At 42.1% G+C, this 14,593-nt stretch carries 13 protein-coding genes and 1 pseudogene; 10 read left to right on the top strand and 4 right to left on the bottom strand.

The window, feature by feature from the left end; all coding sequences use genetic code 11:
* Nucleotides 1-145: 145 nt before the first annotated feature.
* Nucleotides 146-1,183: a dihydroorotase gene (gene pyrC / locus AB4238_RS01650; protein WP_372030776.1), complete on the bottom strand. Its 1,038-nt coding sequence runs from the start codon at nt 1,181-1,183 to the stop codon at nt 146-148.
* Between the two features lie 277 nt (nt 1,184-1,460).
* On the opposite strand from pyrC, the gene AB4238_RS01645 reads away from it, so the two are divergent.
* The 5 genes and pseudogenes from AB4238_RS01645 to AB4238_RS01625 all read left to right on the top strand — a co-directional run.
* Entirely contained in the window at nt 1,461-1,991 is a 531-nt protein-coding gene (locus tag AB4238_RS01645) for a type II secretion system protein (protein WP_371995150.1), read from the top strand.
* A gap of 37 nt (nt 1,992-2,028) precedes the next feature.
* Complete coding sequence (locus AB4238_RS01640) at nt 2,029-2,718, top strand: pseudouridine synthase (RefSeq protein ID WP_372030775.1); 690 nt, start codon at nt 2,029-2,031, stop codon at nt 2,716-2,718.
* Nucleotides 2,719-2,884: 166 nt separating this feature from the next.
* Nucleotides 2,885-5,077: a lipoxygenase family protein gene (locus AB4238_RS01635; protein WP_372030774.1), complete on the top strand. Its 2,193-nt coding sequence runs from the start codon at nt 2,885-2,887 to the stop codon at nt 5,075-5,077.
* 612 nt (nt 5,078-5,689) lie between these two features.
* Complete coding sequence (locus tag AB4238_RS01630; RefSeq protein ID WP_372030773.1) at nt 5,690-7,555, top strand: diguanylate cyclase; 1,866 nt, start codon at nt 5,690-5,692, stop codon at nt 7,553-7,555.
* 190 nt (nt 7,556-7,745) lie between these two features.
* Nucleotides 7,746-7,946, top strand: a pseudogene (locus AB4238_RS01625) (IS110 family transposase); the annotation flags it as partial.
* 266 nt (nt 7,947-8,212) lie between these two features.
* Here AB4238_RS01625 and AB4238_RS01620 read toward each other — a convergent pair.
* Nucleotides 8,213-8,389, bottom strand: a complete 177-nt coding sequence (locus tag AB4238_RS01620) for a hypothetical protein (RefSeq protein WP_372030772.1) — start codon at nt 8,387-8,389, stop codon at nt 8,213-8,215.
* Between the two features lie 339 nt (nt 8,390-8,728).
* Between AB4238_RS01620 and AB4238_RS01615 the strand changes: the two genes are divergently transcribed.
* The gene (locus tag AB4238_RS01615) at nt 8,729-10,501 is read left to right on the top strand and encodes an ABC transporter ATP-binding protein/permease (RefSeq protein WP_372030771.1); all 1,773 of its coding nucleotides are present in this window, start codon (nt 8,729-8,731) and stop codon (nt 10,499-10,501) included.
* A gap of 132 nt (nt 10,502-10,633) precedes the next feature.
* The gene (locus tag AB4238_RS01610; RefSeq protein ID WP_372030770.1) at nt 10,634-10,897 is read left to right on the top strand and encodes a hypothetical protein; all 264 of its coding nucleotides are present in this window, start codon (nt 10,634-10,636) and stop codon (nt 10,895-10,897) included.
* Here AB4238_RS01610 and AB4238_RS01605 read toward each other — a convergent pair.
* Both AB4238_RS01605 and AB4238_RS01600 read right to left on the bottom strand, forming a co-directional pair.
* Nucleotides 10,894-11,088: a hypothetical protein gene (locus tag AB4238_RS01605; RefSeq protein ID WP_372030768.1), complete on the bottom strand. Its 195-nt coding sequence runs from the start codon at nt 11,086-11,088 to the stop codon at nt 10,894-10,896. The two genes, AB4238_RS01610 and AB4238_RS01605, sit on opposite strands and share 4 nt — an antisense overlap.
* Before the next feature lie 179 nt (nt 11,089-11,267).
* A complete protein-coding gene (locus tag AB4238_RS01600) occupies nt 11,268-11,810 on the bottom strand; it encodes a histidine phosphatase family protein (RefSeq protein ID WP_372030767.1) in 543 nt (180 codons plus the stop codon).
* 169 nt (nt 11,811-11,979) lie between these two features.
* On the opposite strand from AB4238_RS01600, the gene AB4238_RS01595 reads away from it, so the two are divergent.
* From AB4238_RS01595 to AB4238_RS01585, 3 genes are all read left to right on the top strand, one after another.
* Complete coding sequence (locus tag AB4238_RS01595) at nt 11,980-12,729, top strand: ferredoxin--NADP reductase (protein WP_372030766.1); 750 nt, start codon at nt 11,980-11,982, stop codon at nt 12,727-12,729.
* Nucleotides 12,730-12,739: 10 nt separating this feature from the next.
* A complete protein-coding gene (locus AB4238_RS01590; protein ID WP_372030764.1) occupies nt 12,740-13,339 on the top strand; it encodes a glutathione S-transferase in 600 nt (199 codons plus the stop codon).
* A gap of 198 nt (nt 13,340-13,537) precedes the next feature.
* Nucleotides 13,538-14,545 (top strand): Fe(3+) ABC transporter substrate-binding protein, encoded by a 1,008-nt coding sequence (locus AB4238_RS01585; RefSeq protein ID WP_372030762.1) that lies wholly within the window; start codon nt 13,538-13,540, stop codon nt 14,543-14,545.
* Nucleotides 14,546-14,593: the final 48 nt, after the last annotated feature.

The raw sequence follows: 14,593 nt of genomic DNA, 5'->3' as shown, positions 1-14,593 counted from the left end.
GTTTATTTTAGAGGGGAAAAGGGAGCGTAGTTACCCTAGAGTGTTGAAGTGTTCAAAGGACCGATATCCCATAAAAAAGAAAGCCGTTCACGTTAAGTGAACGGCATTACGCAGTTAGCGGGCTTCTATATTAATGCTTTTGAAATTAGACTGTTTTTACTTTCCAGTTAACTTCTTCTCCAGCGAAGAATGGCACTATTGGGTTACCGTTTGGCAAAATGATCTCAGACGGTACTGTCCAAGTTTCTTTTACTAGGGTGACGCTGCCAGTATTACGCGGTAAACCATAGAAATCAGGGCCATGAGTACTGGCAAAGCCTTCAAGCTTGTCCAGCGCGCCTAAATCGTCAAACACCTGGGCGTATAGTTCTAATGCGCTCCATGCACTGTAGCAACCCGCGCAACCACAGGCTGATTCTTTACGGTGTTTTTCGTGTGGTGCTGAATCAGTTCCTAAAAAGAATTTACTTGAACCAGTGGCTACAGCAGCACGCAGTGCTTCTTGATGAGTGCTGCGTTTAAGTACGGGTAAACAGAAATTGTGCGGACGCACACCGCCAACAAGCAGGTCATTCCGGTTTAGCAATAGGTGTTGTGGGGTTATCGTCGCCGCAACATTATCAGCCGCTGACATCACAAAGTCTGCAGCATCTTTAGTGGTGATATGTTCAAACACCACTTTTAGCCCAGGGAATGCATCAACAATACGGGCAAGATAACGTTCAATAAAGAGGGCTTCACGATCAAAAATATCGATATGTGCTTCGGTCACTTCACCGTGAACGAGTAGCAGTAGGCCATGCTTTTCCATCGCTGCAAATACAGGGAATAGTGCATCAAGTGCTTTTACTGCAGCATCTGAGTTGGTAGTCGCACCTGCTGGATATAGCTTAGCCGCAACAACTCCTGCAGCTTTAGCATCAATGATGTCTTGCTCTGTGGTGTTGTTGGTGAGAAAAATTGTCATCAAAGGCTCGAAAGTCGAACCTGCTGGGCGAGCAGCTAAAATACGCTCACGGTATGCAATGGCAAGCTTCGCATCTGTCACCGGAGGTAAAAGGTTTGGCATTACGATAGCGCGATTAAATAATCTTGCTGTTGCAGGTACGGTCTCTTGCAACATATCTCCATCACGGAAATGAAGATGCCAATCGTCAGGTGTAATTATAGTTAGCTGCGTCATGTAGGGTTCCTAAGCGTTTACGACAAAGTATTAGGGAGCTTTATTATCTATTTTTTGCGAGCGCTATTATGCCTGAAATCGTAATTGCTTAATAGGCACAGCGATAGATAACCAATAACCTAATGGTCTATAACCTCATAAGGTGCAGCACTTAAAAATGCTATTAGTTAACATAACGCTATATACCCTTTGCTGTATTGTGTTTAACTACCAGTTAAAATAGTGAAAGGCTGTCACCCAAATAGCTAAATTTAACAACTTTCAGGATGGATAAAGTATGAGTAAACAAAAGGGATTTACGTTGATTGAGCTGGTTGTAGTTATCATTATACTGGGCATTCTCGCTGTTGTGGCTGCGCCAAAATTTATCAGTTTATCCCGTGATGCTAAGATTAGCGCGTTAGAGGGTATTGGTGCTGCTATGACCTTTGCTGCTGATGAAACTTATTTAAAAGCACAAATAGAAGGCGCAGCAGAGCAAGCCCGTAGCTCAGCGAGCAACCCTCCTTTTGTTGAGATCCCTGCTGGGATTTTTGAACTGAAATATGGTTACCCTGAAGCATGGCCCGAGAGCGGTCTAGGGATCCTTGATATGGTTGATATTGGCGACTCTATTGTAGTTTGCTTTGGCAGTGGTTGTGATAGCGCAAGTAACTCTAGTCGAGTTCAAATAGGATATGATCTAGTGCAAGGGGAGTCTTTACCTAGTGATGATGAAGCCTGTTACCTACGGTATAGTGAGCCGGGTGGTACGGGCGGGAATTCAGCTACACGATATACTGTGAGCTATTTAACCGACGGTTGCTAGGCCGTCGCCGTTTAATGAATGATGAGCTTCACTGTGTATGCGTTTAGATAAGTTTTTATGTAAAAGCACTGACCTGAGTCGAGCTGCAGCTACTCAATGTATTGAGCTTGGAGAGGTGAGTGTAAACGACTGCATAGTCACCGAAGCTCGATTTCAGGTGCATGAGAATAATAGTATTCTTTGGCAAGGAGAGCGTCTTTTCGCTCGGCCATCACGTTACATTATGCTGCACAAGCCACTCAACACTTTGAGCTCTAATGTCGACGGTGATTACCCTAGTTTGTTTCGTTGTATAGATCTAGATCGCGCAGAAGATCTGCATATTGTTGGTCGATTAGATGCTGATACCTCAGGTTTAGTGTTATTGACTGATGATGGTCGCTGGTCATTTGAAATCATTAGGCCTGAAAAAAACTGCCCAAAAACCTATCGAGTGACGCTGCGTGATCCCATTGGGGCGGATGTTGCGGCAAGATTTTTGACGGGAGTACAACTACAAAATGAAACACAGCTCACAGCTCCTGCTAAGCTGGCAATAGTTAATCATCATGAAGTGCTACTGACGATTACTGAGGGGCGTTACCATCAAGTAAAGCGTATGTTCGCCGCCGTGGGGAATCGTGTCAATGGTTTGCACCGAGAACAAATTGGTGAATTACAGCTTGATGTTACCGTAGGTGATTGGCGCTTTTTAACCGCTAAAGAGGTCGCCATGTTCTTGGCTTAGTTCGCCAATTTTGTTTGACCTATAGGGTTAAAATGTCGTTTTACCTAATATCAAAACCTTTCATGATGAGAATAACTCGTTTGCTTAGAAATTAGCATAGCCTTAATTATCTATAGTTCGTACAAATTTAGATATTTGTCATACTAACAGATAGATAGGGTTATATATGCTTCAGGTTAATCGCACTACTCCGACACTTCCACAATACGACACTGCCGAAAATCAAAAGCAGCGCAGCTTTGAGTTATCGTTATCAAAAACCGAATATAACTATATGTTCAGTTACTTAGAACCGTTACCTATTTCTGCTAGCGTCCCGAAAGGCGAAGGGTTTTCAGCTGAATATGAGTTTATGGTTTTACAGACATTCATGCCATTGGTTAATAACTTTAAGCATGTGGTCGTGAGCTTATTGAAGCAAGAAATTATCGACGATCTTCCCACAGAGGTAATAGCCTCTATTGATGAGGTCGAGACTGCCTATGCTGAAATTAAACAGCAGATAGATGGTGAGCACCATAGTCGGTTAAATATGATCAAAGATATCTCAGAATTCTATAAGTTATTGCAGGCTTTATCTCGGGTTCCAAAAGAGCTAGAAGCCGCTATACGCGGTATTGCTCAAGTTCCTGCTGATGTATTAAAGCTGGTGTCAGGTTTAGAGGTGGTTTTTAGTGACTTTGAAAAACAGGGGGCAACCGCCTTTTTGAAAAGTACTCTTTATGAGACCTTAGCGACTTCAGGTGGGCGGAATTACTTAACAGCAAAAGCCGATTCAAATTATCAAGATATTCTGTCACTGTTACCGACACCACAAAATTTAGCTATTGAAGCATTAACTTGGATGCCAAAGTGCGCAGCAACGGAACACTGGCAACAGGATTGGTATTTTGGTTATATGCAAATCGCAGGGTTCAATACCACCAATTTGAAAGGTGTTCAGTTAAGTAATAGTTTTGCTAAAAATGTCATTGTGCTGGCTGATCTGCTGCAAAAAGTACCGTTAACTGACGCCATGTTACAGTCGGTGATTGGTGATCCTGAAATGAGCCTGTCGTTAGCCGCTGATAAAGGGTTGCTCTATGCCGTTGACTATGAACAGTTTGCAGATATTGAAGGCAGTCAGTTGCATGAGTTAGAGCGCTACCCAGCGGCGCCAATCGCTGTCTTTTACTGGAATAATTCACCTAAACCTGAAAGTGGTTACCCTAGCAGTGGTGCAATGCAACCTGTTGCTATTCAGTTAGCGCAACAACATGATAGCGAGACCGCGCCTATTTACACTCCGAACGACTATTTTGCTAATGGTGACGGTCATCGAAACAAGTGGACTGTCGCGAAGAGCTATATTCAGAATGCCTGTGCGATACAGCATGAAGTGGTGGCTCACCTTGGTGCCTGCCACTTAACGGTTGAGCCGATGATTCTGGCGGCTAACCGACAATTGCCAGCGGTCCATCCTATACATGTGTTATTAAAACCTCATTTTCGATTCACCATCCAGATAAACGATAGTGCCATTCATAGCTTAATTGTACCTGGAGGCGTTGTTGCATCTGTCTTGTCACCTGATCATCAAAGTGTGGGCAAAATATTGGTTGATGCCCATGATAAGTGGCGCTTTGATGAGCAGTTGCCAACTAAATTATTTGAGCAACGAGGGGTGAGTAATATAGAGCTCAAAGATTTTCCTTTTAGGGATGACACCTTAGACAATTGGCAGGCAATTGTTGGCTTCGTGAAAACATATCTGGCTTTGTACTACCAAGGCGATAATGACGAGCAGAGGCTGCAAAGCTTGTTGCAAGACACCGAACTTCAAGGTTGGATTAATGAAATGGTTAATCCTAAATATGCGGGGATTAAGGGGATGCTTGGCTTGGTAGAGACTGGTGACTCTGCAATGCCATTTAGAATTGAGAGTTTCGACTATTTAGTGCAAGTGGTCTCGCTGATTATCTATACTGCAAGTGCCCAACACGCCAGTGTTAATTATGCGCAATACCCTTTGATGTCATACATACCTAGTGTGTCAGGTACCTTATACGCTAAGCCGCCGAAAGCCAGTGATACGCTTGCTGCAGATAGTCATCTAAATTGGTTGCCGCCACTGGATGTCGCGCTTTATCAAGCTTCTTTTGGTTACTTATTGAGTAATGTACAGTTTGATAAATTGGGGCATTATAGTGCGGATCCACGTCAAAGTTACTTTGCCGACCCACGGGTAGCGCCTTTAGTTACAGCTTTTCAAATGGAGTTAAACCAAGTCGAAATGGACATTTACCAGCGTAATAAAACTCGGCCTTTTCCATATTTATTACAGTTACCTTCGATGATCCCTAATAGCATCAGCATCTAATCGCAATTCCATTAAGGATATGCTTAGTTCAGGGCTTTCTCAGGGCTTTCAATTCAAGCCGCGTTGGTAAAGAAATGGCTATTCTCTTTTGAGACAATGCAACGTAGCAGTGAAAGCCCTGAGGCGCTCACTACGTGCGGCTGATATTTAAGGCATGGGAAAATCACTTAATACAGCGGATGTGACATTCGATATACGACTAAATGGTCTATTTTGTTGCATACAAAATAAGATTTTCCAGCCCTCCTTGGCTGTCAGATTTAGGCGGCACGAGACCAAGGATAGCCGAAGGTAGAATAATGCAGGCGCAATTATCGAGAGCGGAGTAGGATGCCAGAGTCGAGAATAACGATTAGCGATAAACTACCTACTTGTCTAAAGTGATTTTAACACCTGCTAAATGAGCAACTCTTTATTGAGGTTGCTTGACTCATTACTGACAGGTCTTGTTGCAGAGGGCTCTGTTCTGGCTGAAAAATAATCATGATTAGCCTATCGTTGTGAGTACTATGTTGCAGCATGGTTTACTATTGTTTGATTCTCTGCTGTTGATTTTGTAGACGATCATGGTTTAGGCAGCTTTAATTAAACGGAATAAAATGGAACAACGTCATGTTGCGGCTACGCATTTCACAATTAATTTGCTTGTTTTACTTGTTGTTAATAGGTAATGCATTAGCAGTAGCAGCGCCGCTACCTGTCATAGAGTTAGCGTCAGGGTTTGAAAAAACAGCCACCGCAGATCAATACCAATACCTAGATGATCCCTCTTTAGCGCTTCACATTGATGATGTTGTGCGATCTCAGCAATGGTTATCCCCGGAGCCTGGCGTGACTAATAGGGGGTATTCTAACGCGTTGTCTTGGATGCGTTTTTCGATAAAAAATAATAGCTCAACTTCAATGCCGCTAGTGCTGGAATATATTGAATCCTCAGTGCAAACTCTTGACCTTTATTATAGGGACGTTTCTGTACAGAATGCATTTTCGCGATCTACTTTTAACTTTTCAGCAGCGGTAAATGATCGCGCTGTTTCCTTCTATCGTCCTGCATTTAACATTGAGATTAACGCCGGACAAGAGATAGAGGTATATATCAGATTGATGCAAGGGACTGACTTTCCTATGCATAGTTTTACTGCATTCAATATTTGGCAAGAGCAACAATTCTATCGTGCATCGCATATCGAGATCGCGCTGTTAGTCGCGCTGTTTTGTACCGAGATTTTTATGGGGCTAGCAACCTTAGTGGTGTATTTAGCCACCAGAGATCGAACCTTTTTATACTACAGTTTGTTTGCTATTTCGGTTACTTCTCTGTTTGCTGGGCTCAGCGGGGTTTGGGGGTACTTCATCGCTGTTGACGGTTACAAGCTGTGGATGGTGGTTTTACAGATCAGTGTCTGTCAGTTGGCTGCACTGATTTTTGTCCGTAGTTTCCTCAATATCAGATTGCACTCGGTTTGGGTTGATAATGCGGTTTGGCTATTAATATTGCTATCGCTGATTGGCATTGTCACTAACCTTGGTGGTTATCCTTATTACTCGCGATTATTTATCGACAATATTGCACTTATGTATATTTTCTTTATACCGATAGGCTTGTATTGTTGGTACAAAAAAGTACCTCATGCACTGCTGTTTACCTGTAGCTGGGTTGTTTTCATTTTAGGCATGTTGCTTGCCTCTATGCGATTAAAAGGCATTATCGTTGACTCTTTTTGGGCACAGTGGTTAATCTACATTGGCGGCTTTATTGAAGCGATATTGTTGCTCTCCGTACTCGTATTGCGCCTAAGAGATCTGCAACGAGAGAAGATAGATATAGAGTTAACTCACCGAACTCATTTAGCCACTGCAGCTAGAGAGCTGTCTGACAAAGTTGAAAAGCAGACGCAATTATTGAGAATAGCAAAAGAGAAAGCGGAGTATGAGGCACGAGTCGATATCTTGACGGGGTTAACCAATCGACGCGCTTTTATGGAGCAGACGGAGGTTATTGCCAAGCAAACTAAAGCTGGCGTTATTTCAAAGATGCACTGTTTAATGTTAGATATTGATTACTTCAAGAAAGTTAATGATCAATATGGGCATGCTGGTGGCGATAGAGTATTGGTGGAGGTGGCCTCCTTATTGAAGGGGATTGTCCGGGAAACAGATATTGTGGCTAGATTAGGCGGTGAAGAGTTCGCAGTGGTGACGTTAGACCATGATGTGATGGAAGCATATCAACTTGCAGAGCGCATAAGGCTCGCAATAGGCCATTATCAGTTAATGTTTGAACAGCAGCTTGTTCGCTTAACTATCTCAATTGGTGTCGCTTCTTGGCGCGCAGGAGATGAGATAGAAAATATGATACAGCGAGCGGATATGGCTCTTTATAAGGCAAAAAATTCAGGTCGTAATCAGGTGATATTGTACGACGGTGACAATCATCAGCCACAAATCACACAAGGTTACTTTTTAGATGCGCGTTAATTGCGTTAATTGAGTCGCACAATCAAGTGGAGCCACAGTATGTTTAAACCGTTAAAAACACCACTGTGGAAACTTTTTTGGTTATGGACTTTACCTTTGTTACTCGTTTTCCAGTTAATTTGGGGAGTGATATTTAAAGGCCTAACTTAGCTTGATGGCTTTAGTGCATACTCGCAAGTTATTCTGGTTAAATTGGTGCTTGAGTTACTTATTTATCTATTGTTGCCGTTCAATTCTAGCGAGGCCAGGCGTTGCGGTTGCGGTGTTTGGCGAATGGATGCTTGAGCTTAGAGTGAGGAAGCCATTTAATGTCGCCGCCTTAGCGAATAAATTGGTACGAATAGCCTGGTCGGTATTATCGACCAAGCAAGCCTTTGAAATAAGAGTTTAACCCGAATTTGCAGATGATAGGGAGGATGGCAGAACGGTCAGACCACTAGATTGAAGACCTGACATAAAAAACAGCAACAAAGTATGCTTTGGGCTTTTTGAGGACAATCTAGCGCGGAACTCATCGTGGAGCGGGTGGTAATGCACCTAATGAAGACTCTGAATACATTAGCGCAAACCAACCTCGTTATTGAAAATATCATTTGCAATAACGAGGCGGACCATACATTTTTATGTACGATGAAAGCAAAATCAATAATAGTATTGTTATTTTTGATTTTGCTCCATAAGGTATTCATTGGCTTTTGCTAAGCTGCCAAATGAAGCAATAAGATTGCTTTGACCTTTTTCTTGGATTTCAGGGGTTCCAGATTGGGTCATCATCCATATCCATGTTTGGATGAGTGGTAAAGGTGGATATTTTTGATTGGATGAATCCAACATACTTGCATCCCTTGATAGTTAATTTGAACCGAGCATTTCGATGCCCTTGGTTCTGTTTACTCTAAAAATTGCTGTTAAAGAGAGTATCAAACTCTTTCTAGTTGGGTAACAATGTTTGCACTACTTTAAGCAATATCTTGAGACATCAATGGGTGAATATCTGTTGCGACCATAGATAATCCCCATATAGCGCTAAAGTAGTACTTTTTGTGGGCTGTTATCAAGCTTTAATTTAACAAAATTACCACAGCTGTTACGTGTTGTCTGGCTCTGAGTCATTATTTTCCATACTCAAGGGTTGACCTTTAATTTGTAAATTTTTATTTATTGGAAGTAATCATGCGTCCCTCCTTATATTTTGATGGCCCCGTCGGAAAACTCAATTGGCATGTCTTGAAGCTGCTTTGGCCATACTTGTTAGAGTTTAAACAAAGGGTGGGTTTGGCACTGTTATGTTTAATCGTGGCCAAAGGGGCGAGTGTCGGTTTGCCGTTTGTGTTAAAAGCGCTGGTTGATGATCTGACCCTTGATGGCAAGAGCGCTCTTTTAGCTGTACCTGTTGGCTTAGTGGTTGCCTATGGCGGTATTCGACTGCTAAACACCATCATTTCAGAGGTCAGAGATACCCTATTTGGTAGAGTGACGGAGCGTGCAATACGGCGTTTAGGGATAGCAGTATTTGAACACTTGCACCGGCTTGATATGGCTTTTCATCTAGAAAGGCGCACTGGTGGCTTGTCTCGTGATATCGAGCGTGGCACCAGTGGTGTGAGCTTTTTGATGCGCTTTATGGTGTTCAATATCGTACCGACATTATTAGAGATTATCTTAGTGGTCGGCATCTTATTTTATAACTATGGTGTAGGTTACGCTGCAGTCACACTGCTTTCAGTGGTGGCTTATGGTGCTTATTCTGTGGTGGCTACCGAGTGGCGTACAGGTTATGTCAGAGACGCAGCCAAAGCGGATTCCGTTTCTAACACCCGTGCAGTTGATAGTTTGCTTAACTATGAAACGGTAAAATACTTTAATAATGAGCAATATGAAGCCAACCGTTATGACAGTGCATTAGCTGATTGGGAAGAAGCTAAGCGCAAGAACCGTTTGTCGTTGTTTGCTCTTAATGCCGGTCAAGCTTGTATTATCTCAGTAGCGATGACCGTCATGCTCGCGATGGCGGCTAATGATGTTGTGCAAGGCGTGATGAGCATTGGTGACTTTGTACTGATTAATGCATTTATGATGCAGCTGTTTATTCCGCTTAATTTCTTAGGTTTTGTTTACCGAGAGATCCGTGGAGCATTTGCTAATATCGAACGCATGTTTGGCTTGTTAGATAAAGAACCGTTAATTGAAGATAGCGATAATGCAAAAACTGACAAACTTACCAAAGGCGAAGTCTCATTCGAACAAGTGAGCTTTAGTTATGATAGTCGCCCAATTCTTGATGCTGTTAGTTTCTCTGTAAGCTCAGGGCAAAAAGTCGCTATTGTCGGTGACAGCGGTGCGGGTAAATCAACTATCGTAAAGTTACTGTTTAGATTCTACGATATTGCGTCAGGCGCTATTCGAATTGATGGCCATGATATTCGAGAATTAAGTCAAGACTCCCTTAGGCAAGCAATTGCGATTGTGCCGCAAGATACCGTGCTATTTAATGACACTTTAATTGAGAACGTACGCTATGGCCGCCCCTCAGCGACAGATGCTGAGATAGCTAAAGCGATTGAGATGGCACATTTAAGTCAATTTATTGAGAGTTTACCTGAAGGTGGTGAAACCCGAGTTGGTGAACGTGGGTTAAAGTTATCTGGCGGTGAAAAGCAACGGGTAGCAATAGCTCGTGCGATTCTAAAAGGCTCACCGATCCTCGTTTTTGATGAAGCTACATCCTCATTGGATAGTCATTCCGAGCAAGCCATTCTAACAGCGCTGAAAGAGGTCGCTAAAGGCCACACGAGTTTAGTCATTGCCCATAGATTGTCGACAGTGGTTGATGCTGACCAAATATTAGTGCTTAGCAAAGGACAAGTTGTTGAAACAGGGACTCATACTAATTTGCTAAATGCAGGAGGTTTGTATGCAAAACTTTGGCGTATTCAGCAAGAGTAGTTAGCGAAATAGATTGTAGTGTAACTCTTTGAGAATTTAAGCAAAGACTGTATACAATTCAGCCTAGGTTCAGACTAGTGTGCTTATAATTAACCTACATTAACAATCATGATTATGCTGAGAAGGTCAACAATGAAGAATATACCTCTACTTGTACATATCGAAGGGCAAGACAGCAAGGTAAATACTGACTGGCTAGCCATTATGGCTACGCTTAAAAAGCGTGGTTTAGAAAAAGATGAGCTCGAAGTAGTCTATTTTGAATTGTCAGCTGGCATGCGTGTTACGACTCGGGGGTTAAGCTTAGCGAAAGCGAGCCCTGTAGATCCACTTAAAGGCTTACTACACGAACCGAAATTTTCGGCCCGTGACTATGCTGGCATGCTAACCGCTTAATAGTTTAGCTTACCAATTTTCCAGCTTTCGCAGAGTAAATCTTGAGGGGAAGGTGCTTTCATTCGTTGTAAACTGGTGATTTTGCCTTCTCTAAAACAGATATATTCTCCCTCAATAACTGTCATTCGTTGGCAGCTATTGCAGCTTATAGATAGCCTTTTATTTTTTTCAGGCATATCTTTGTCATCCATTGCTTTACTCCATACATAAAATAATACTGTTTGGGTTAGCATTAACCTACTTGAGTAAAGATAGTTACAACTAATCCTTATAGGATATGTCATTTAATCACTAAAAATGCAGTTATCCAAGTCTATTTAACTACAAAATTAACTTTATTAATTAATCATTCAGATTGTGACGATGTCAATTACTTGCCAAAATGACGTTTTTCTAGACTCACTTCGCCCGTTTCTTTTATCGTTAATAGGTATAGATCTCCGTAGTCTGACTCTTTTAATGGCGTTATGTTTGGGCCCCCTAGTGCACTAATTATAAGTGGTACAGTGTTGGAGTGCCCAGCCACTAGGCTGTTTCCATTTGAGCCGTTAACGAGTTCAACGACTCGTGTTATGTGAGCTTGCAAACCGCCAGAGGTTGCTACAATGTTTATAGGAATATTATTAGCCTCAGCGATTGGTTTTAATGTCAGCTGTGTGCGTTGGTAGTTACTGGCGAACGCTTGAGAAAGTGGCAGGTTGGGTACAGCATTGATGAGTGAAACCGCTCTTAATTTTCCTTCCTTATTTAATGCGGGGTCTCGCGTGCCATCATTGAGCTTTTCAGCATGACGCACTACGATGACTGTTTTGCTTTTTGAGTCATTGAGAGTGGTCTGCTCGGCTGCGGATAGGGCATTGCCATTCAGCATAAGAATGGTAAATACAAATAGTGTTTTGACGGTGATTTTCATAGACAAACCTTGGAATTATTCATTTTTATTATTATAAAGAAAGCTTTAGCTACACTTGTCGTTTGGCTCTTATAATTTTTTTAGCTCAAAAATATCTTTGATAGATTAATCTTTCTGAATATGAAATAAAAGTTTATGCTGAAATGACGACTCACTTTGGGAGCAGATTATGTGGATTGAAGGAAAAGTCATAGAACGGCAAGATTGGAGCGATAAGTTGTTTTCTCTCAAAATTAAAGTCGACATTGGCGACTTTATCGCTGGCCAGTTTATCAAATTGAGCCAGTTGATTGGTGATAAACGTATTGGCCGCGCCTACTCTCTCGTTAATCCTCCCGGAACTGATTATATCGAGGTGTTGGCCGTTGCAGTTGATGATGGTCAACTGTCGCCTAATCTTCAAGTACTCGCTGCTGGTGACGTGATTGATGTAGCGACTAAAGCTACAGGGTTTATGACCCTTGATGAACTTCCTAAAGATGATAAAAAGGGAGAACACTTGTGGTTTTTAGCAACTGGCACTGCAGTTGGCCCTTTTATCTCGATGATGGCCACCGATGAACCCTGGAATAATTACCAGCAAGTGGTGTTAGTTTATGGTGTGCGTGAGGTTGGGGACTTAGCCTACTTGCCCCAGATTAGAGCGTTTGAAGCCAAATATCCGCAACAATTTAAACTGGTGTTATCGGTGACTCGAGAGCCTTTTGAGGGCGCATTAAGTTGTCGGATCCCAGATGGGCTTAACAATGGTGATATTGAAGCTAAAGCGGGTATCAAACTATCAGCTAAAGATTCACAAGTGATGATTTGCGGAAATCCTGGCATGATCACAGATGCTCAAGATTGTTTAAAAGAACGGGGCCTAACTAAAAATTTACGTCGTGCTCCAGGGCAGATTACGGTCGAAAAATATTGGTAAGGAACGCGTTATGAAATTGTATTATTCCGATGCATCGCCCTATGCGCGCTGTGTTAGAGTGTTTATCTGCTATCACAATATTGAAGATGTCGAAGAGATTATTGCTAATCCTTTTGATAACTCCCCTGAACTTCTAAGAGTCAACCCGTTAGCCAAAATTCCCTGCTTACAACTGAATGATGGATCAGCACTCTATGATAGCGAGGTGATAATGCGTTATTTAGACGCTGAATTTGGTCATTCTCGCTTATTTGGTTCAATGGAGCATAATTGGTTGCAGCAGTGCCACTTTTCATTATTAAAAGGCATTTTTGATAGCGCGGTTTCGTTAAGACAAGAGCAGCTTAGGGAAGATGAAGGTTTACGGTCTTCGTTTTGGACCTCGCGTTTTGAGCAAGCTTTATTAAGAGGTTTAAAAGAGGTTGAGAGGTTAGGGATTACGCGCAGCGCAGAATTAACTGCGTTACAGGTCATGTTGGTTTGTTTATTGGAGTACATCGACTTCCGCCACCCTGATCTGCCGTGGCGAAATGTCACTTCCGCATTGAGTGTTTGGTTAAAACAAACGCAACAAGCTGATGTTTTTATTACCACAAGGCCGCAGGTTTAGAAAATATTATAACGTTAAATTAGTTTTTAAGTTGATGTTAATTAAGGGGTTGCTAAATATCTTTATTACTGTTGTTTTGTTGTTAAAAATTTGCACAAAGACTTGCTGTTCTAACCTTGATTGATTACCCTTGTTGCAATTGATAATTATTATCAGCGTTATTACTATGCATATAAACATTGTGAAAAGGGGAAGGTAATGAGAGTAATCACCAGTCTAATAATGGTTGGAGTTCTGTGTAGTGCTAGTGTGGTGAGTGCCGCAGAAAGGTTAACGGTTTACTCCTATCGTCAGGCTTTTCTTATTGACCCTATTTTAGCTGACTTTACTAAGCAAACCGGTGTCGAAGTCGACGTCGTTTTTTCAAAAAAAGGCATTGCTGAACGTATGATGCGTGAAGGTCGGTTATCAAAGGCCGATATTGTACTAACATCAGACTTTTATCGTTTAATGGAATTGGCTGAAAAAGATCTGGTGATCCCAGCTAAAAGTGATGTCCTTAAACAAAATATACCGCAGAAATACCGCTCTCCAGATGACATGTGGTATGCACTCACAATACGTGTTCGTAATGTATACAGCTCAAAAGAGCGATTAGGTAAGCTGGATATCAATTATGAAGATCTTGCTGACCCTAAATACGTAGGCAAAATATGTACTCGCAGCGGTAAGCACCCTTACAACGTGTCGTTAGTTGCTTCAATGCTCGCTCACCACGGTGAAGCAGAAACAAAGACATGGCTAGAAGGTCTAAAGTCGAACCTTGCACGTAAGCCACAAGGCAATGATAGAGCCCAGGTAAAAGCCGTTAGCGAAGGCTTATGTGACATTGCAATTGGTAATAGTTATTACCTTGGTAAGATGTTGCAAGATCCAAAGCAAAAGCCTTGGGCTGACGCTGTGGAGATCAATTTCCCTAATCAAGATAACCGCGGGTCGCATATCAACGTATCGGGTATGGCGCTGGCGAAGTACTCTAAAAATACTGATACAGCGATTCAGTTGATGGAGTTTTTATCTAGTGATGCAGCCCAACAATCATACGCTGATGTCAATATGGAGTACCCGGTTAAGGCTGATGTCAAACCGTCAAAACTTGTAGCTTCTTGGGGACAATTCAAAGCGGATGATCTCCCGATCTATAAGTTAGCGCAATACCATGGTGCAGCGATTAAGCTTCTGGATGAAGTAAAGTTTGATCTTTAGAATCAGCATTTAAGGTTTGGGTAACACTAATGTAATACCAATTGCATT

Source organism: Shewanella sp. 10N.286.45.A1 (assembly GCF_041470405.1).
Taxonomy (GTDB): domain Bacteria; phylum Pseudomonadota; class Gammaproteobacteria; order Enterobacterales; family Shewanellaceae; genus Shewanella.
The sequence above is the reverse complement of the archived record's forward strand: the minus strand, read 5'-3'. Positions and strand labels throughout refer to the sequence as shown.

Bases quoted from the DNA above. Each gene is read 5' to 3' on its own strand.
- AB4238_RS01630 (WP_372030773.1), top strand. From the start codon at position 5,690: ATGTTGCGGCTACGCATTTCACAATTAATTTGCTTGTTTTACTTGTTG.
- AB4238_RS01615 (WP_372030771.1), top strand. From the start codon at position 8,729: ATGCGTCCCTCCTTATATTTTGATGGCCCCGTCGGAAAACTCAATTGG.
- AB4238_RS01600 (WP_372030767.1), bottom strand. From the start codon at position 11,810: ATGAAAATCACCGTCAAAACACTATTTGTATTTACCATTCTTATGCTG.
- AB4238_RS01595 (WP_372030766.1), top strand. From the start codon at position 11,980: ATGTGGATTGAAGGAAAAGTCATAGAACGGCAAGATTGGAGCGATAAG.
- pyrC (WP_372030776.1), bottom strand. From the start codon at position 1,183: ATGACGCAGCTAACTATAATTACACCTGACGATTGGCATCTTCATTTC.
- AB4238_RS01645 (WP_371995150.1), top strand. From the start codon at position 1,461: ATGAGTAAACAAAAGGGATTTACGTTGATTGAGCTGGTTGTAGTTATC.
- AB4238_RS01605 (WP_372030768.1), bottom strand. From the start codon at position 11,088: ATGGATGACAAAGATATGCCTGAAAAAAATAAAAGGCTATCTATAAGC.
- AB4238_RS01620 (WP_372030772.1), bottom strand. From the start codon at position 8,389: ATGTTGGATTCATCCAATCAAAAATATCCACCTTTACCACTCATCCAA.
- AB4238_RS01635 (WP_372030774.1), top strand. From the start codon at position 2,885: ATGCTTCAGGTTAATCGCACTACTCCGACACTTCCACAATACGACACT.
- AB4238_RS01590 (WP_372030764.1), top strand. From the start codon at position 12,740: ATGAAATTGTATTATTCCGATGCATCGCCCTATGCGCGCTGTGTTAGA.
- AB4238_RS01585 (WP_372030762.1), top strand. From the start codon at position 13,538: ATGAGAGTAATCACCAGTCTAATAATGGTTGGAGTTCTGTGTAGTGCT.
- AB4238_RS01640 (WP_372030775.1), top strand. From the start codon at position 2,029: ATGCGTTTAGATAAGTTTTTATGTAAAAGCACTGACCTGAGTCGAGCT.
- AB4238_RS01610 (WP_372030770.1), top strand. From the start codon at position 10,634: ATGAAGAATATACCTCTACTTGTACATATCGAAGGGCAAGACAGCAAG.